Below are 17,644 nucleotides of genomic sequence, written 5' to 3' on the forward strand. Positions count from 1 at the left end.
CGATGTTCGACTTCAACGACCCCAGCCACAACGGCCGGTCCTCGGGCCGGTCCTGCCCGTAGGTGGCGATCAGCGCCTGCGCCTCGATCGGATCGCCGAGTACCGTGCCCGTGCCGTGCCCTTCCACTACGTCGACCTCAGCCGCCGAGAGACCAGCCGACGCCAACGCCTTACGGATCACCCGCTGCTGCGAAAGACCATTCGGCGCCGTCAGGCCATTCGACGCGCCGTCCTGATTCACCGCGCTGCCGCGGATCACCGCAAGGATCCGGTGCCCGTTGCGCCGCGCCTCCGACAGCCGCTCCAGGACCACGACACCGGCGCCCTCGGCCCAGCCAGTACCGTCCGCGGCATCCGCGTACGACTTGCACCGGCCGTCCGAGGACAGTGCACGTTGCCGCGAGAACTCCACGAACGTGGAGGGGTCCGCCATCACCGTCGCGCCGCCTGCCAGCGCCATGGAGCACTCGCCCTGGCGCAGCGACTGGACCGCCAGATGCATGGCCACGAGGGAGGACGAGCAGGCCGTGTCCACGGTGATCGCAGGGCCCTCGAAACCGAACACGTACGACACGCGCCCGGATGCCACGCTCGACGCCGTGCCCGTCTCGCCGAAGCCCTCGAGTTCCGCCGGAGCCGCACCCGACAGCCCGTACCCTTGTCCCATCAGGCCTGAAAAGATCCCGACGTCACGACCTTTCAGCGCCCATGGGTCGATCCCGGCCCGCTCCAGCGCCTCCCACGAGGTCTCCAGCAGCAGCCGTTGCTGCGGATCCATGGCAAGTGCCTCACGCGGTGAGATCCCGAAGAACCCGGCGTCGAAGAGGCCCGCCTCGTGCAGGAAGCCGCCCTGATCGACATACGACGTGCCGGTCTTCTCCGGGTCAGCATCGAACAGGCCGTCCAGATCCCAGCCTCGGTCCTCCGGGAAGCCGGACACACCGTCCCGGCCCTCTCTGACCAGCCGCCACAGGTCCTGGGGGCTCGCCACACCGCCTGGAAGGCGGCACGCCATACCCACGATTGCAATCGGCTCCGCGGGGTTGGCGGCCCCGGTCCGATCCTTGTCAGCCGTCGCCTCCCCGGCCGTGTCGTGCAGACCCAGGATCCTGGCCCGAAGGTGTGCGGCAAGGGCCTCGGGAGTCGGGTGGTCGAAGGTCACGGTTGTGGGCAGACGCAGCCCGGTCCGTTCGGTCAGCCGGTTGCGCAGCTCGACGACGGCGAGGGAGCCGAGGCCGAGGTCGCGGAAGGACCGGCCCACCGGGGTTGGTTCGGTGCTCGTGTGGGTGTGGACGGCGGCAGTCTCCTTGCGGACCATCTCGCCGAGCAGGGCAAGCTGGGCCCGCTCGTCCAGATCGGCCAGGCGTGCGCGTAGGGCGGCGGTGATCGTCTCGTCGGCCTGGGCGGTGGCGCGGGCCTCTTGTTCCGTCAGAGTGTCGAGTAGCGTCTGCACTCGGTCGCCGGGGTTGATGGTGTTCGGCCAAAGCGCCAGCAGGGCCGGGGATCCGGTCTCGATCAGCGCGTCGAAGGCGGCGGGGCCCTCGTCCGGCCGGCCGAGGGCCAGCAGCGAGCCGGGCAACCCTTGCAGTCGGCGGTTGCGGACCACGGCCTCGGTGAGGGCGGCGGTGACCACCGTCGAGGCGAGGCCGTCGGACCGCGCGCCCACCAGTGCGGCAGCGTCGGTCACCACGACGAACGCGGTGAGATCGTCGTCGGCGGTGAAGTCGTGCAGCGCTCGGGCGAGTTCGGAATCATCAGCGGTGTGGACGACCGCGGTCACCGGACCGGTCCTGGTCAGCGCCTCGTACAACTCCAGCGAATCCGAGCCGTCGGCCACGACGCGGACGATATCCACCCCCTCCGGCAGTGGCTCGTCCTGGCTCCACTCGTCGTAGGTATGCGTTGCCTGGACGAGCACGAGGTGTCGTGTTCCGTGCTCGGTGACCAGGTGGCGGGCGAGGACCGAGCCAGTCTCGGTGTCGGCACCTGTAACGACCACGACGCCGTCGATCCCCGGCGTGGCAAGATCCGGCCTGTCGGCGACGGGGAGGCGCACGAGCCTGGGCCGCATCAGTTCCCCGTCCCGTACGGCGAGCTGGGGCAGGCCCGAGGAGACGGCGGCGATCAGCGCCGCAGCGTACTCGGACTCCGGGGTGCAGGCTTCGACGTCGACGATTGTCAGCGGCGCGGCGTCACCCCCATCGGCCTGTGCAGCCCGTGCGGCTGCCCACAGGGCAACTTCGGCGCCATCTGGCGTCTCGTCCCGGTCGGTGACGCCCATCGCGCCCCGGGTAAGGACGACGAGGCGGGACCCGGTCTCCTTGCTCCCTCCAGCGCAGGTCGGCGTCAATGTGTCCGCGTCTGCCTCTGCGAGGACCGTCACGTCGGTGGCCGTGTCAGGGGTGGTGCGTGACGTTGAAAGGTCAGCGTATTGCCGTACGTCGGCGACGCCGGCCTTCCGAAGAGCGGCGACCAGGCCGTCGGTGACGGCGGTCCGACCGACTACCGCCCAGCGCAGCTCTTCCGGCGCGTCAGGGGAGACTGCCACCCTGCTCCAGTCCCTCAGCATCAGTCCCTCGTGGTGACCGTCGGCGGCGTATCGCAGCCGGGCCGGCAAGTCACCGAGAAGGCGCCGGACGACCTTCCCCGAGGCGGTCCTGGGGATGGTCCGGGCCTCGTATATGCGCTCGGGGAGCTTGTACTGGGAGAGTTGGGTGCGGCAGTGGTCGAGCAGCCGGGCGAGGTCGACGCCGGCCGGACCAGGGACCACCCAGGCGACGGGGACCTCGCCGAGGGTGTCGTGAGGCATGCCGGCGACTGCGACGTCGGCCACGCCCTCGGCCACGCGCAAGGTGGCCTCGATCTCGTCGGGGTGGATGTTCTCACCGCCGCGGATGATGACATCCCTGAGGCGGCCGCAGATGGTGAAGTAGCCGGCTTCGTCGCGCCGGGCCAGGTCGCCGGTGTGGAACCAGCCGTTCTGCAGGGCCTCGGCCGTGGCCTGTGGGTTGTTGTGGTAGCCCACCATGACGTTCGGCCCGCTGACCCAGACCTCGCCCTCGTGCCCGGCGGGCACGTCCTGCCCGGTGCGGGGGTCGACGATCCGGACTCCGACACCGGGCACGGGAAGGCCGCAGGAGCCCTCGACCAGGTGGCCGTCGGGCGGGTTGATGGTGATGGCCCCGCAGGTTTCGGTGCTGCCGTAGGCGTCGACGAGGGGGATGCCGAAGGTCTCCTCGAAGGAGCGGCGCAGTCCAGCGCCGGTGACGGCACCGCCGACGAGGCCGACCCTGAGATCGGGCAGCGAGAGGCCGGTGCGGCGGGCGCTGCCGACCAGGTGGTGGTAGGTGGTGGGAACGCCGGCCAGGAAGGTGGACCGGTCCTCGCGTAGGGCAGTCAGAATGTCGTCGGCCGAGCTGCCGTCCATGATCCGGGCGGTGGCGCCAGAGACAGTGACGGACAGGACGCAGGCGATGTGAGACAGGCTGTGGAAGAGCGGCAGTGGCCACAGCACGCGGTCATGCTCGGAGAGTCCGGGCACGGGAATGTAGCAGGAGGCAACGGAGTAGAGGCAGTTGCGCTGGGTGGAAAGGACGCCCTTGGGGCGGCCGGTGGTACCCGAGGTGTAGAACATCCAGGCCACCTCGTCAAGGCCGAGGTTGTCCGGGGCATCGTTGACGGGCTCGGTGGCGACGAGTTCCTCGAACGGTACGGTGCCCGGCGGCAGCATGTGCCCGGCACGGGCGCCGGGGGCGCCGGCCACGACGACGGACACCCCGCGGGTTGCACGGGGAATTGACTGAAGGAAAGTTTCCGCGTGTGCAGTGCCGGTGAAGGCGAACGCCGCTGCGCTGTCGGCCAGGAGGTATTCGATTTCCGCAGGGGCGGCCTGTGGGTTGATCGGTACGCCGATGCCGCCAGCCCGTACCACGGCGAGGTAGCTCTCCACCATCGCCACCGAGTTGCCGAGACACAGAGCCACCCGGTCGCCACGCCGGACACCGAGGCCGACCAGGTGACCGGCCAGTCTCCTCGTCCGTGCGTCGAGTTCCCTGTAGGTGACCGCGTACCGGTCGTCCTCGAAAGCGATCTTGTCCGGGAACCGGCCCGCGTTCTCACTCAGGATGACCGGAAGCGGGGTGATCAGGTCGGGAAGCACCTTGACTCGAACTCCTAACCGGCTTTCGGGGACGGCCAACTGCTGCTCGGCAAGCAGGGATGTCCATAGGGGTGAGTCAGCTCGACCGTGTGATGGTCGGCCTCCGAGCTTGCGATGTCTTGGACCGGCTGGCGCAGCCTGAGCGGGGCCGAAAGACTCCGGATGGTCCGCGAAGGTCGAGGACTGACCTGCATGACACCAGACAGGACGGCCTTCGCGGGGCATCCCCTGCTCTGGCGCTGTCCTCCAGGCGCACCACATCGCCCCGGTGGTACTCCGGCAGACGCACACCCGCCACATCTCCCGATGTGACCTCCTCAGAGAGGAGAGCGCTGATGATCTCGTTCACAGGCTGTCTTCTTCTTGTGGTTGCGTCATCGGCCTGCGCCGGTCACCTGCAGCAGGGCGCGGGCCGCCAGGCCACCGGGGCGATGATGTCGGCTGCACGGTCGGCGAGGAAGAAGTGGCCGCCCCGGAAGACCTTTGCCCTCGGCCGGCCGGCGATGCGCTTCCGCCCGCCCGCGGTCTCCAGCGGGCTGCGGCAAGCGGGTGCGGACTCCTAAGAGATCTGCGGGCATGCAGGCATCAGGCGGCGAGCTTCTTGAGCGTCTCCTGGGCAGTTGCCAGGGACTTCTCCCCCAGCGGCTTGAGCTCCGCCATGGCCGGCACGATCGCGGCCAGGGTCAACTCGGCGTGCACAAAGGTGAGGTTGTCCGCGAGACCGATCGCCTTCAGGATGTGCCGCAGGTACGGCTCCTGGTAGTCATGGCCCTCGCGCGGGGTCCCCGGAGCGTAGGAGCCGCCGCGCGCGGTCACCACGATGACCGCCTTGCCGCTGAGCGGACCGGAATCGGCCCCCGGGAGGATCGCGTGGGCCGGGCTGACCAACAGGTCGATCCAGGCTTTGACGTTCGACGGGATCGTGTAGTTGTACATCGGCACGCCGAGCACGATCGTGTCGGCGTCATGCACTTCAGACACCACCGTGTCGACGAGCGCCTTCTCCTCGTCCGTCTGACCGTGATCGCGGCTGGGGTCCAGAACGTACTCGCGCACGGGATGGGTGAGATGGGGGATGGGCTGGGCGGCCAGGTCGCGGTGGACGTAGCCGGCGTCAGGGTGGTTCTGCCGCCACCGGGTCGCGAAATACGAGGTCAGCTGACGCGACGTGGAACCCTCGTGGCGGATGCTCGCATCGATGTGGAGAAGAGAAGACACAAAGACCCCTGAAATTTGCTGGGCAGTTCGTCAAGACCGCAGTTGGTCCGCGAAACCGAGAGCTGACCTGCACCACACTAGACAGTGCGGTCTTCGCGAGGCATCCCCTGGTCTGGTAGCTCCTGACCGAAGGCATGAGACCCATGAAGACGGCATGTAGGTTTGGCATCATGCGTAGCTCAACAGGCATTTCCCAGCACCGGGCTTGGTCTGGGCCCGGCGCTGTACCGATGGGCCCCTGGACTACGGCCGGCTCGGGCAGCGCGGGAGGGACTCGCGCACGGCACCGGGGTCGTGTGCTCCGACGAGTACCTGCTACACCCCGATCCCTATCCCAGCCGTGAGGCGTGGTGCCGGACCCGGGTAACTGCGACCCAACGCAGGCTGGAGGAGATCCCCGGCGATCTCCCCGTGGTGCTGGTGAACCACTATCCGCTGGACCGGCATCCCACGCGAGTCCTGCGCTACCCGGAGTTCGCCATGTGGTGCGGCACCCGCCTGACCGCCGACTGGCACCGCCGTTTCCGGGTCGCATGCATGGTCTACGGTCATCTGCACATTCCGCGGACCACCCACCACGAAGGCGTCCGCTTCGAAGAGGTGTCGTTGGGCTACCCCCGGGAATGGGGACCGCGCGCACAGCCGCCGGGAAGGCTGCGTCAAATTCTCCCGAGGGAGGACCAAGCACGTGTTCGAGGAGTTGCTCCCGGGGTCGGTCGCGGTGGTGGTGGAGACGCTGGGCAGTGACGCCCTCGGCGACGGCGTCATCCTCTACCCCGAGGAGGAGGCGGTCATAGCGCGGGCCGTGGAGAAGCGGCACCGCGAGTTCACCGCCGTTCGGGGCTGCGCACGGCTCGCCATGGAGAACTCGGACGGCCGGAGTGTGCAGTGTCGGCCACCCTCACGGGTGACGTTCAGGACGTCACCCACTCCACCAGTGCGTGCGGCAGATCGAGTGCGGCAGGATTCGGAACCAACAGCGCTCCTGAGCTGGCGAGTTGAGAGATAGACACCTCTCTCGACGGCACGGGAGCCCTGTCCGTTGCCTACGCGGTCCCGCCGTCACCCGTCCGGAGGCCACCCTGAAAACCCCCGATATTGGTCCAGTCCCTGGCTAGTTCCACACGTGAGGAGATCTGCAGCTTGCAGAATATCTTCTTCAGATGATAGGCCACAGTATGGGGAGATATGAAAAGGTGTTTAGCCGTCTGGGTGTTGGTCATTCCCTGTGCTACCAATTGAGCCACCTTGGCTTCTGTTTCGGTGAGATTAGCGATCGCCGACGGTGGGGTTGCGCGCCAACGGGATTGGTGGTGCCTAACACCGAGACCCCACAGTCTCTTCTTGATTCGCAAGGCATCGAGTGGGGCTCCCGCCTTGATATAGGCGTCAGCGCTCTGCTCAAATATTCTTATGGCCTGGTCCTGTTGCGACCGCTCACGGGCCAAGAACTTTCCGATGTCTTCTATAGTCGAAGCTCGCGCCCAGGGGTGGACCTGCGCCTTCGCCGCGAGCCGGAGATCGACCAAATTTCGCTCGAATAGACTTTGCGCATGGAGGGCTGAAGCGGCTAGCGCATGGTGCTGCGGGTTCATTTCAGCAAGTTTCTGAGCCAGCTTCACCGCTTTGTGCGCCGTTGGCTTTTGGTCGAATTTCAGCGCCAGCCGCACGATCCAGGGGGCGGCAGCCGACTGTGACAGGAGTACGCTCCTGCTGACCGGGCCGAAGTCAACGAGTTCCTCGATGACTGGTGCGACGCCCTCGGCTCCCCTTTGGGCTTCGCGTATCCGCACGTTTACCCATGCACACTGTCCCGCCAGCAGGGTGAGACGCCCCATGAATGCGTCGTCGGCTATCATCTGCATGTGCGACGAAGCCACATTCACTTCTGCACGCCGCAAAGCGATCAATGCCAGGATGAGGTGGCTCGCGATACGGATTTCAGAGTTACCGTCGGCTTGCGCAAGCACCTGATCACTCAGGGCCGCTGCCGCGTCCAGGTCTCCGGCCATGAAAGCCAGGTGTGACCGGGCTAGCGAGAGTCCGGCCGGCGAGATAACCGGGCCGAAGAGACTGCTATTCGGATTCTCGGGATGGTAGAGAAGTTTCGTTACGCGTTTGAATTCTCCTCTCCTCGTCAGCACGAAAGACAACCACATTCCAGTAAGCAGGGCACAGTCGCATGAAGAATCAGGGGCTGTCTTGGCAGCAGATTCTTCGGCAAGATACAGACTGCGGTCGGACCAGCCATTCAGCCAGAGAGCTATCGCCTGTCGGATGAGTTGACATTTTGCGCATGTTCCAGCATTGGGAAATATGCGCGCAGAATCTGCCAGAAATGACCTTGTCGGCATTTGAATTCCTCCCCCGTCCCCTCAGCGAGGAGGCTTTCAGGTTCGATTTAAACTTTCAAGTGCCCTTCCTGGCCTTCATGGCTTGATGTGATCGCTCTCGACAACGACCGTAAATATTGACGGAGCCGTTTCAAACCTGCCACTCCAGGGTATGGGCGGGGCCGCGGCGATTGACGGCATTCGATTCGAATCGCACCGGGGCCTGCGGAAGATCCGGCACGCCTTCAGCCGTGTGACGCCGCCGTCGACCGGCGCCCGTGCTGTGGCCAGGGCTCGGTCGACGGTTTGCCGAATTGGCCAGATCTTGTCGTTTAACCCGCGGCTGTCGAATCAGGCTCCAACCCGTAGGTGACATGAACTGATTCTCGACGTCATGACCGGATCGCGAGTCCCGGCCCTGTCTCGAGTTCCGTGGAATTCCGAACTCAGCCGGCCGAGGCGGAGGGTGATCATTCCTTCCGCGCGGAACAGCCCTGGTCTCGGTCTCCTGGGAGCTCGCGGGTACGTGGGCCGTACACGTCTTGGGCGCCGCCTCGCTGGAGACCGCCGACCTGATCATCGAGGAGACGGCACGGCAGCTCGGCGAGGCCGCCGGTGAGACCGCCCTCAGTCAGAGGATCAACGGCTGAAGCCATGGAGCCGATCACGTCCGGAGCCAGATGGGGCATCCCTCAGACCGCCCCGCCCACTGCCCACCTCGGCAACCCGGAAAGGATCCAGGCTGCGTCTTTCCGTCACCGGGCGGCGCCCTGCGGCACGTTGTTTGTGGCAATCCAGGTGTAGCGTCCTTGGCATGGACTCTCGCACCACTGTTGAGCGCGCTCAACGCCTCAAGCAGCTGCACGCCGAGTACAAGCCGCTCGTGCTGCCGACCGTCTGGGACGTCTGGTCCGCCCGGACGGCAGCCGCCGTCGGGTTCCCCGCGCTGACGATCGGCAGTCATCCGCTCGCCGACTCCCGGGGAGCCGACGACCACGAGGGGCAGACCTTCGAGGAGGTACTCACCGCCGTCAGGCCGATCATCGCGGCGGTCAACGTCCCCGTGTCCGTGGACCTGGAGGCCGGGTACGGACAGAAGCCGGCGGATCTCGTCGCCGGGCTCATCGAGGTCGGCGGCGCCGGTCTCAACATCGAGGACACCGTCCACTCGGACGGCGGCCGTGTGCGCAGCACACAGGAGCACGCGAGCTACATCGCCGGCCTGCGCGCGGCGGCTGACGACGCCGGAGTTCCGGTCTGGGTGAACGGCCGCACCGACCTCTTCCTGCACGCGAAGGACGCTGCCGGCGTCCTCGACGAGGCGATCGAGCGGCTGCGAGCCCTGGAGCAGGCCGGCGCCGACAGCGTCTACCCGGTGGGTATTCAGGACGACGACGACCTGCTCGCGGCGGTGACCGGCGCCGTCGCCGTTCCCGTGAACTCCACCGCCCATCCCGTCAGGCACGATCTTGAGCGCTTCCGCCGCCTGGGCGTCGGCCGGATCACCTACGGCCCGCTGCTGCAGTTCGCAATGACGGATGCCATGAAGGACATGCTCGGGCCGTGGACGCCCTGAGGAGCTGATCGAGCGACGGGACCGGCCGTCGGTGTCCTTCGCCTCACGGCGGAAGTGACGCGTGTGCTTGTCGAACTCGGCTGCGCCGACCGGGGCTTCCTCGGTGCAGCCCTCGACCTCGACGGACAGCGGCGGCCGCCTGGCCTTCACCAAGTGACGGCCGGGCTCTTCGGGCGGGTCGTCGCGGCCGTGGCGCGCCACCGTCTCATCCCGCCCCGCCCCGCCTCGATGTCGAACCGGACGCGTCCTGCGCGCCGCGGCGTTCCTGCACCCCGTTCCTGAGGCCGCTCCCCTCCCTGAACGTCCGGTTCGCGTGTGCCGTCACCATCGCCTGCACGCACGCGAGCTACGAGGACATCGACGTCCCGTACGGCGAGCAGGTCGAACTGTGCAAGGACCTCATCGCGGGCAAGGACACCGTGTCCGGTACCGCCGGCCGCATCCGTTCCTGGCGCGTCCGACCGGGACCGCAGGGCAATTCGAGGGTCACGGCGGGCAGGAGGCGGGAGTTCGACACGGAGTTCAGGCTCAGGTGACCGGGCCCGACCGTGAGGGTGCGGGGTCGTAGGACGACTCGCGCACGATGGCGCTCAAGCGCTGTACGGCGGTGAGCAGTTCGGTGTGGGTGGTGTAGAGCGCGTTGACGCCGAAGCGGAGCAGGTCGGGGGCGCGCATGTCGATGACGACGCCCCGGTCCGCCAGGGCCCGGGTCAGGCCGAGGGCGTGCGGGTGACGCAGGGACACATGGCTGCCCCGGCGGGCCGCGTCGCGGGGGGTCACCGGGGTGATGCCCAGCGGGGTGAGCAGTTCCTCGGCGCAGGTCAGGAAGAACTCCGTCAACGACACGCTCTTGGCCCGCAGTTGTGCGAGGTCCACGTCCTCGAAGACGGTGAGGGCCGCCTCCAGGGCGAGCAGGGACAGGATGGGCGGGGTGCCGATACGGGCGCGGGCGATGCCCGGGGCGGGTGTGTAGTCCCGGTCCGTGGCGAAGGGACTCGCATGACCGTTCCAGCCGGTCAGCGGGGTGTCGAGGGCATCGTGGTGTCGGCGGGCGGCGTAGAGCCAGGCGGGCGCGCCGGGGCCGCCGTTGAGGAACTTGTAGCCGCAGCCGACGGCGAGGTCCACCTCCAGGGCGTCGAGGTGCAGCGGCATCGCCCCGGCGGCGTGGCACAGGTCCCACACCGCGAGCGCGCCGGCCCGGTGCGTGGCCTCGGTCAGCGCCGCCATGTCGCACAGCTCGCCGGTGCGGAAATCGACCGGTGAGTAGCTGACCGCCGCCACCCGGGAGCCCTGTTCGGCGAGGAACTTCTCCAGGTCGGCCGGGGGTATCCGGCGCACTTCCAGGGCGTCGCCGCGGCGGGCCACCGCGTCGGCGAGGTAGCGGTCGGTGGGGAAGTGGCCGGGATCCGTGACCAGCAGGGGCCGGTCGGGGCGCAGCGCGGTGGCCGCGCTGAGCGCGGTGAACAGCTGCACGCTGGTGGAGTCGCCCGCCACCGTCTGCCCCGGCGCGGCGCCGACGAGGCGGCCGATGGCGTCGCCGATCCGCAGGGGCGCGTCCCACCAGCCGCTGTCGTTCCAGGAGCCGATCAGGCCGGTGCCCCACTGGCGGGCCACGACGTCCGCCAGGGCGGGCGGGACGGCGGCGGGCAGCGGGCCCAGGGAGTTGCCGTCGAGGTAGATGACGCCCTCAGGGAGGACGAACCGCTGGGCGAGCGGGGCCAAGGCGTCCTCGGCGTCTGCACGGGCGGCCCGGTCCTCGAGCGGGGTGGCGGCGGTCATGGGTGCGTGGCCCTCCCTGGGGCGGTGCCGGTGTCGGTGCGGGGGGCGGTGGCCGTGTCGGCGCCGTCGCGCGGTGCGGCGAAGCCGGCGGACATCTCCCACAGGGTGTCGGCGACCGCGCGGGCTCCGGGGGCTCCGGGCTCGATGAGGGTGTAGTGGCCGGTGCCGGGCAGCACGACCGTCCTCAGGTCCTCGTGCACGGCCGCGTAGTCGGTGAACTGGGTGAGCGGGACCTCCTCGTCCACGGCGCCGTGGAGCAGCACCGTAGGCACACCGGTGGTACCGGCCCCGCGCAGCAGGGTGAGGGGGTCGACGGCGGGCAGCCGTTCCTCGAACACGGCTTCTCCCCCGAGGAGTTGCAGGGCCGCGTCGTTGCTGAGGCCGTCCCGGCGGGTGGCGGTGAGGTCCGTGATCGGGGCGAGTGCGAGCACGCCGGTCGGGAGGGTGCCGGTGTGCCAGCGGGAGCCGTCGGGCAGCAGGCCGCGCGCCGCGCACCACAGGGCCAGATGGCCGCCGGAACAGTGGCCGGCCAGGACGTAGGGCCGCCCTTCGGGAAGGGTGTCCACGATCCGGGCCACGTCGTCGAAGGTCTCGGGATGGCCGCCGGCCCCGCCGGAGCGGCGGAAGCCCGGCAGCAGCACGTCGAAGCCCTGCTCGCAGAGGTAGGCGGCGAATGGAGTGAGGTGCATGCGGTCGTAGCGCCAGTAGCCGCCGTGCAGCAGGATCACCAGGGGGGCGCCGGGGTCCCCGGCAGGCCAGGCGTCGTAGGCCTGGTGCGGGTGGTCGCCGTAGCGGCCGTGCGCCGGAGCCAGCACCGGCTTCAGGCTCAGTACCCGCTTCTCCTCCTCCGCCGCGAAGGCGGAGATCACCCTAGACCCCACCGCGCACCTCCCACAGCTCCGGGAAGACCGGCCGGTTCACCCGCTGTTCGAGCCAGGCGAGGCCGGTGGAGCCGGCGCTGCCGCTCTTGGCGCCCATGGCCCGGCGGACGACCATGACGTGGTCGAAGCGCCAGCGCAGGACGAGTTCGGCTATGTCGGTGAGCAGTTCGCCGAGGACGAGCAGCGGATGGTGCTGGGGGCCGGAGTAGATCAGCCGCCACACCTCCACGACGCCCGGGTCCGACGTGTAGGGCGCGCTCACGTCGCGTTCCCGGACGTGTTCCGGAACGGGCAGCCCCCGCCGGTGCAGACAGCCGAGCACCTCGTCGTAGAGGGACGGCTGGCGGTGGGTGTCGCTGAGCGCCTCGTGCACGTCGGGGTCGCCCTGGTGCAGGCGGAGCATCGCCTCGGACTTGTCGCCGAGCAGGAACTCCAGTTGCCGGTACATCGCGGACTGGAAGCCCGAGGCCTTGCCGAACGCGGCTCGGAAGCCGTTGAAGCGGGCGGGGGTCAGCGCGGCCAGGGGCGCCCAGGCGGCATTGAGGGCGGTCAGGGCGCGGCGGCTGCGTGTCAGGGCGTCCATGGCGGCGTCCAGGTCGTCCTTGGCCAGGGCCGTGCCGGCGCTGCGCCACTCGTGGACGATCAGGGTGAACCACAGCTCCATCACCTGGGTGGTGACGACGAAACCCATCTCGTCGGGTGCCTCGGTGAGGGGCTGCTGGAGGTTGTTAAGGACGGACGCGTGCACATAGGCGTCGTAGGGGCTGGCACCGTCGAAGGGCCGGGTGAGTGAGTCGTCCGCGGCCCGGGGCGGTGCGGACGTGCCGTCGTTCATGGTGAGGGCCTCCTGTTGCTGCCGCGGGCGGCGCGGCGGGACGGGCGCGGGGCTCACGGGCCGAGGTGGACCCCGCCGGAGGCGTCGATCCACTGGCCGGTCACCCAGCGGGCGTCGTCGCTCGCCACGAAGGAGACGACGTCGGCGATGTCCGCGGGGGCGCCGAGCCGGCCGAACACGGAGGCCGCCTCGTACCTCTGGCGGATCTCCGGGACGGCGAGCGTCGGGTTGATCTCCGTCTCGGTGTAGCCGGGCGCGACGCTGTTCACCGTGATGCCCCGCGGTCCCAGTTCCTGGGCGAGGGCCAGGGTGAGGTAGTCGAGGGCGGCCTTGGTCATGGTGTAGGCGATGATCGGCGGGAAGGCGACGCGCGTGGCGACCGAGGAGACGTTCACGATCCGGCCGCCGTCGCGCAGCCGGTCCAGACCGCGCTGGATGATGAAGAACGGCGCCCTGGTGTTGATCGCGAACGCACGGTCGTAGTCGTCCTCGGTGACGGCCGCGATCCGGCGCGGGACGGTGATGCCGGCGTTGTTGACGAGGATGTCCAGGCCGGGTGCGGCGTCCTGCCCGGCGAGGGCGTGGTCGAAGGCCGTCCACAGGGTGTCGGCGTCACCGGGCACGCCCAGTTCGGCATGGACCGGGAAGGCGCGTCCGCCGTCGGTCTCGATCTCCTTGACGGTGCGCTCGGCCGCCTCGTGGTCGTGTCCGTAGTGGACGGCCACGAGGGCGCCCTCGCCGGCCAGCCGACGGGCGACGGCCCGGCCGATGCCGCGGCTGCCGCCGGTGACCAGAGCGGTCCTGCCCGTGTGCCGCAGGGGGGTGGTCATCGTGATCTCCTTCTGCTGGGGTGGGTGGTGGCCGGGGCGGGTGCCGTCATGCGTCGAAGTCGACGGTGACCTCGCTGCCGAGGGGCCTGGCGCGGCAGGTGAGCGTGTAGCCGGCGGCCAGTTGCCCGGCGTCGAGGGCGTACTGGGGGCCGGTCGCGACCTCGCCGGTGAGGACCTTGGCACGGCAGCTGCCGCAGATGCCCTCGCGGCAGGCGTACGGCACGTCCGGGTGGTCGCGCAGCAGCGCGTCGAGGAGCGCGGGGTCCCGCGGCCCGGCGGTGACGACCCGACGGTGGCCGTCGTAGAGGGCGGTGACCCGGGTGCCCTCAGGGGTGCGCGGCGCGCCGGGTCGGGGCAGGGTGCCGGGCACCGACAGGCCGCCGGGCACGGGCGGGAGCGGCGGGGTGTCGCCGAGGGCGAACAGCTCGGAGCGGACCAGGGCCGGGTCGGCTCCCGCGTCCGTCAGCACCCGGCGGACGGTGGCGATCAGACCGGCCGGACCGCACAGGGCGAAGGTGGTGTCCGGGCCCGGCCTGATGTCCAGCGCGGCGAGCAGCCGCGGCAGGCCCTCGGCATCGATCCGGCCGCCCAGGGGCGGGCGTCCTTCGCGGGTCAGTATGTGGAGCGCGGTGAACCGGCCGACGAACGCGTCCTTGAGCAGGGCGAGTTCGTCGGCGAGCAGGGCGTCCGCGGCCGTGGGCACCGAGTGGACGAGATGGACCCGGCAGGTGGGGTCCGTGCGCAGCGCGCTCGCGCCCATGGCCGCGAGCGGGGTGATGCCGGAGCCGCCCGCGATCAGCACGTGGTGGGCTCCGGGCAGCTCGGGCAGGGCGAAGGCGCCGGCGGGCGCGGAGAGTTCGAGGCGGTCGCCGGGTGCCAGCCGGGTCAGCGCGTACGCGCCGAAGCCGTCCGGGGCGCCCCGCTTGATCACCAGCCGCAGCGCGCCGGGCTCCTCGGGCGGCGGGCACACCGAGTAGCTGCGGCGCAGTTCCTCGCCCGAGCGGCGGTGCCGGACGACGACGTGCTCGCCGGGCCGGTGGGCGAAGGTGGCGCGGAGGGGGTCCGGTACGTTCAGGGTGACGGCGACGGCGTCCCCGGTGAGGTGCTGGACGGCGGTGACCGGGAGCCGGTGCCAGCCGGTGCGCCGGCGGGCGCCGTCGGTCGCGAGGAGGGGGTCAGGACGCGTCCTCATAGCGCGCTCAGGTGGGGGAACAGCTCGCGGCAGGCGGTGCAGCGCAGCATCGACTGGCAGCGGGTGGGGCCGAACGCACTGTGCGGCCGGGTGGCTCGGGAACCGCAGTGCGGACAGGGAACCCCGGTGAGCCGGACGAGGACCGGGCCGTCTCCCGGTGCGGGCGTGGGCGGGGCGATGCCGTGGGCGGCGAGCTTGGCGCGGCCGGCCGCGGTGATGCGGTCCGTCGTCCACACCGGGGACAGCACCTGCCGTACCCGGGCGTCGGGGTGGCCGCAGTCCGTCAGGACGTCGCGGATCGAGGAGGCGATGGCGGCCTGTGCCGGGCAGCCCAGGTAGGTGGGGGTGAACTCCACCTCGAGACGTCCGTCGGCGGCAGGGCCGACCGAGCCGATCACTCCGAGGTCGCCGAGGGCGATGAAGGGCAGCTCCGGGTCCGGCACCGCCTCCACCCGGGCGCGGACCTCCGATGCCGCGACGGCCGTGCCGCCGTTCACCAGGTACCTCCGGGGAACTGGCGTCGCACCGACTGGAGTTCGGCGACCAGGGACGCGAACTCCTCGGTGTGCAGGCCCGCACGGCCGCCCCGGGCCCGCCAGCGGGGGGACGGCACGGTGAGTCCGGCCCGGGTGATCACCTCTGTGGTGCTCCGCTCCCATGCCGGGCGCAGCGGGGCGGGCGAGGGGGCCGTTCCGGCGGCGGCGAGGTCGCGTACCGGGTCGTCCTCGTCGAAGAGTTCCGCCGTGTACGGCCACACGTGATCGAGGCCCTCCTGCATGCGGCGGGCGCTCTCGGGGGTCCCGAGGCCGAGGCGTTCGGTCCAGGTGTCGGCGTGCAGCCGGTGGAAGGCGGTCTCCTTGGCGGCCCGCTGTCCGAACGCGGCCAGCTCGGGGTCCGCGCAGCCGCCGAGCGCCCCGTAGTAGGCCACGGCGTAGTGGGTGTAGACGAGTTGCCGGGCGACGGTGGCCGCGAAGTCGCCGTTGGGCAGCTCGGTGAGCAGGGCGTTGGTGAACTCGCGGTCGGTCCGGGCGAAGGCGAGGTCGTCCTCGTCGCGTCCGGTGCCGTCGAGGCGTCCGGCGAGGGTGAGCAGCAGCCGGGCCTGGCCGACGAGGTCGAGGGCGATGTTGGACAGCGCCAGGTCCTCCTCGATGGTGGGCGCCCGGGTGATCCACTGGCACAGCCGCTGGCCGAGGACGAGGGCGTCGTCGCCGAGGCGCAGCAGCTGGACGGCGAGCCCGGGGTCGGTGCGGCCGTCCGCCTCGGCGGCGGCCGCCCGCTCAGTCGTCGTGGCCACCGTCGGGGCTCCTCTCGGTCGTCAGCGGCACGAACTGCTGGGGGTAGCGGTACGGCTTGTGCCGCGCGTTGGCGAAGTACGCGTCGCGTTCGTCCGGGGAGGCGGTGTGCACCGCGTCCGAGCGGACCACCCACAGCGACAGCGGGTCGCCCCGGCGGGTGTAGAGGTCACGCGCCCTGAGCAGGGCGGTGTCCGGGTCGTAGGCGCGTACCGATCCCACGTGCTGGTGGGAGAGTCCGCGCCGGGGCCGCAGGAAGACCTCCCAGGACCCGGGTACGCCCTCCGTCCGCGCCACCGGGGCGCCTTCCGGCTGCCCGCCGCTCATGCCCGTACCTCCGTGCGGTCGTGGCCGTGCCCGTGGCCGTGCTCGTGCCCGTGCTCGTGGGCACCGGCGTCCTGGCCGGCCGGCCCGTCGCCGTCCCGGGTGCGGGCGGCGTACGCGGCGGCGGCCTCCCGTACCCAGGCGCCGTCCTCGTGCGCCGCGCGCCGGTGGGCGACGCGCTGCCGGGCCCAGTGCGTGTCCTCGCCCAGGGCGCGCCGGTAGACGTCCCAGTCGACCGGGGTGAAGTCGTAGTGGCCGCGTTCCTCGTTCCAGCGGATCGCCGGGTCGGGCAGGGTCAGGCCGAGACGTTCGGCCTGCGGGACGCAGCTGTCGACGAAACGCGCTCGTAGTTCGTCGTTGGTGTGCCGCTTGATGCCCCAGGCCATGGCGCGGCGCGAGACCGCGGCACCGACCGCCGCGGTGCGCGCGTCGGCGCCGCCCGCCTCGGTGTCGGGCGGGCCGAACATCAGCGCCACGGCCGGCAGCCACCAGCGGTCCACCGCGTCCTGCGCCATCGCCTTCTGTGCCGGTGTCCCCTCGCACAGGGCGCGCATCAGGTCGTAGCCCTGCCGTACGTGGAAGGCCTCCTCCTGGCAGACGCGCCGCATGGCCCGTGCGTAGGGTCCGTACGAAGTACGGCACAGCGGGGCCTGGTTGATGACGGCGGCGCCGTCCGTCAGCCAGGCGATGGTGCCGGTGTCGGCCCAGGTCAGCGCGGGGTGGTCGAAGGTCGCCGAGGCGCGCTGGCGGCCCTGGTGCAGGGCGTCCAGCAGGTCGTCGCGGTCCACGCCCAGCGTCTCGGCGGCGGAGTACAGGTACAGGCCGTGGCCGGCCTCGTCCTGGACCTTGGCGATGAGCACCGACTTGCGGTGCAGGGAGGGCGCCCGGGTGAGCCAGGCGCCCTCCGGCTGCATGCCGATGATCTCGGAGTGGGCGTGCTGCGCGAGCTGCCGGAGCACCATGCGGCGGTAGCCGTCGGGCATCCAGTCGCGCGGTTCGACGGCCTCACCGGCGCCGACGAGCGCCTCGAACCTCGCCGTCAGTTCGTCCTCGCCGGCGGCCGCGGTGTCGGCGGGCCCTACCGCGCTCATGCCGCGCCTCCCCGGCCGGTCCGCGCCGGGGCGGGGACGTACACGCCCCTGGACCGGACCCCTCGCCTGGGCACTGGCATCACTCCTTCGGTGCTTCCCGGGCGCCGGTGCGCCCGCCTCGCCCGGTGGATCGG

The 17,644-nt window shown here is 70.4% G+C and carries 13 protein-coding genes and 3 pseudogenes; 3 read left to right on the forward strand and 13 right to left on the reverse strand.

Annotated features, from left to right (window positions below; translation table 11 throughout):
• Window positions 1-4,159 (reverse strand): beta-ketoacyl synthase N-terminal-like domain-containing protein (locus tag QQM72_RS22805; RefSeq protein ID WP_314222719.1); only part of this gene is annotated, 4,159 nt, incomplete at its 3' end.
• A 585-nt stretch (window positions 4,160-4,744) separates the two neighbouring features.
• Window positions 4,745-5,377 carry an FMN-dependent NADH-azoreductase gene (locus tag QQM72_RS22810; protein WP_314222720.1) on the reverse strand — a complete coding sequence of 211 codons (633 nt, stop codon included), beginning with the start codon at window positions 5,375-5,377 and terminating at the stop codon, window positions 4,745-4,747.
• Window positions 5,378-5,644: 267 nt separating this feature from the next.
• Between QQM72_RS22810 and QQM72_RS22815 the strand changes: the two are divergent.
• A pseudogene (locus tag QQM72_RS22815) lies at window positions 5,645-6,124 on the forward strand (metallophosphoesterase); the annotation flags it as partial.
• Window positions 6,066-6,242, forward strand: a pseudogene (locus tag QQM72_RS22820) (4'-phosphopantetheinyl transferase); the annotation flags it as partial. The pseudogenes QQM72_RS22815 and QQM72_RS22820, both read left to right, overlap by 59 nt.
• Here the strand turns inward: QQM72_RS22820 and QQM72_RS22825 are convergent.
• Window positions 6,230-6,354 (reverse strand): annotated as a pseudogene (locus QQM72_RS22825) (IS5/IS1182 family transposase); the annotation flags it as partial. The pseudogenes QQM72_RS22820 and QQM72_RS22825 overlap by 13 nt on opposite strands.
• Before the next feature lie 69 nt (window positions 6,355-6,423).
• The gene (locus tag QQM72_RS22830; protein WP_314222721.1) at window positions 6,424-7,389 is read right to left on the reverse strand and encodes a helix-turn-helix transcriptional regulator; all 966 of its coding nucleotides are present in this window, start codon (window positions 7,387-7,389) and stop codon (window positions 6,424-6,426) included.
• A gap of 1,135 nt (window positions 7,390-8,524) precedes the next feature.
• Between QQM72_RS22830 and QQM72_RS22840 the strand changes: the two genes are divergently transcribed.
• Window positions 8,525-9,286: an isocitrate lyase/PEP mutase family protein gene (locus tag QQM72_RS22840; RefSeq protein ID WP_314222722.1), complete on the forward strand. Its 762-nt coding sequence runs from the start codon at window positions 8,525-8,527 to the stop codon at window positions 9,284-9,286.
• A 528-nt stretch (window positions 9,287-9,814) separates the two neighbouring features.
• Here QQM72_RS22840 and QQM72_RS22845 read toward each other — a convergent pair.
• The 9 genes from QQM72_RS22845 to paaA are packed head-to-tail and all read right to left on the reverse strand — an operon-like array spanning window position 9,815 to window position 17,510.
• Window positions 9,815-11,065, reverse strand: a complete 1,251-nt coding sequence (locus QQM72_RS22845; protein ID WP_314222723.1) for a kynureninase — start codon at window positions 11,063-11,065, stop codon at window positions 9,815-9,817.
• Entirely contained in the window at window positions 11,062-11,946 is an 885-nt protein-coding gene (locus QQM72_RS22850; protein ID WP_314222724.1) for an alpha/beta hydrolase family protein, read from the reverse strand. Before QQM72_RS22850 ends, QQM72_RS22845 begins: the two co-directional genes overlap by 4 nt.
• Window positions 11,936-12,781: a tryptophan 2,3-dioxygenase gene (locus QQM72_RS22855; RefSeq protein WP_314222725.1), complete on the reverse strand. Its 846-nt coding sequence runs from the start codon at window positions 12,779-12,781 to the stop codon at window positions 11,936-11,938. The genes QQM72_RS22850 and QQM72_RS22855 overlap by 11 nt, the downstream gene beginning before the upstream one ends.
• Window positions 12,782-12,834: 53 nt before the next feature.
• Complete coding sequence (locus QQM72_RS22860; RefSeq protein WP_314222726.1) at window positions 12,835-13,611, reverse strand: SDR family oxidoreductase; 777 nt, start codon at window positions 13,609-13,611, stop codon at window positions 12,835-12,837.
• A 46-nt stretch (window positions 13,612-13,657) separates the two neighbouring features.
• Window positions 13,658-14,803 carry a 2Fe-2S iron-sulfur cluster-binding protein gene (locus QQM72_RS22865; RefSeq protein WP_314222727.1) on the reverse strand — a complete coding sequence of 382 codons (1,146 nt, stop codon included), beginning with the start codon at window positions 14,801-14,803 and terminating at the stop codon, window positions 13,658-13,660.
• On the reverse strand, window positions 14,800-15,300 hold the full coding sequence (gene paaD, locus QQM72_RS22870; protein ID WP_314222728.1) for a 1,2-phenylacetyl-CoA epoxidase subunit PaaD: 501 nt from the start codon (window positions 15,298-15,300) through the stop codon (window positions 14,800-14,802). Before paaD ends, QQM72_RS22865 begins: the two co-directional genes overlap by 4 nt.
• Window positions 15,297-16,097, reverse strand: a complete 801-nt coding sequence (gene paaC / locus QQM72_RS22875; RefSeq protein WP_399078254.1) for a 1,2-phenylacetyl-CoA epoxidase subunit PaaC — start codon at window positions 16,095-16,097, stop codon at window positions 15,297-15,299. The genes paaD and paaC overlap by 4 nt, the downstream gene beginning before the upstream one ends.
• Window positions 16,081-16,422 (reverse strand): 1,2-phenylacetyl-CoA epoxidase subunit B, encoded by a 342-nt coding sequence (locus QQM72_RS22880; RefSeq protein WP_314222729.1) that lies wholly within the window; start codon window positions 16,420-16,422, stop codon window positions 16,081-16,083. Before QQM72_RS22880 ends, paaC begins: the two co-directional genes overlap by 17 nt.
• Window positions 16,419-17,510: a 1,2-phenylacetyl-CoA epoxidase subunit PaaA gene (paaA, locus tag QQM72_RS22885; RefSeq protein ID WP_314222730.1), complete on the reverse strand. Its 1,092-nt coding sequence runs from the start codon at window positions 17,508-17,510 to the stop codon at window positions 16,419-16,421. Before paaA ends, QQM72_RS22880 begins: the two co-directional genes overlap by 4 nt.
• Window positions 17,511-17,644 lie beyond the last annotated feature (134 nt).

The organism is Streptomyces zaehneri (genome assembly GCF_032248645.1).
Lineage (GTDB): Bacteria > Actinomycetota > Actinomycetes > Streptomycetales > Streptomycetaceae > Streptomyces > Streptomyces coriariae.

Excerpts from the sequence above, each read along its gene's own strand:
- QQM72_RS22830 (WP_314222721.1), bottom strand. The coding sequence starts at position 7,389 with ATGGCCGGAGACCTGGACGCGGCAGCGGCCCTGAGTGATCAGGTGCTT.
- QQM72_RS22865 (WP_314222727.1), bottom strand. The coding sequence starts at position 14,803 with ATGAGGACGCGTCCTGACCCCCTCCTCGCGACCGACGGCGCCCGCCGG.
- QQM72_RS22855 (WP_314222725.1), bottom strand. The coding sequence starts at position 12,781 with ATGAACGACGGCACGTCCGCACCGCCCCGGGCCGCGGACGACTCACTC.
- QQM72_RS22880 (WP_314222729.1), bottom strand. The coding sequence starts at position 16,422 with ATGAGCGGCGGGCAGCCGGAAGGCGCCCCGGTGGCGCGGACGGAGGGC.
- QQM72_RS22860 (WP_314222726.1), bottom strand. The coding sequence starts at position 13,611 with ATGACCACCCCCCTGCGGCACACGGGCAGGACCGCTCTGGTCACCGGC.
- QQM72_RS22840 (WP_314222722.1), top strand. The coding sequence starts at position 8,525 with ATGGACTCTCGCACCACTGTTGAGCGCGCTCAACGCCTCAAGCAGCTG.
- QQM72_RS22845 (WP_314222723.1), bottom strand. The coding sequence starts at position 11,065 with ATGACCGCCGCCACCCCGCTCGAGGACCGGGCCGCCCGTGCAGACGCC.
- paaA (WP_314222730.1), bottom strand. The coding sequence starts at position 17,510 with ATGAGCGCGGTAGGGCCCGCCGACACCGCGGCCGCCGGCGAGGACGAA.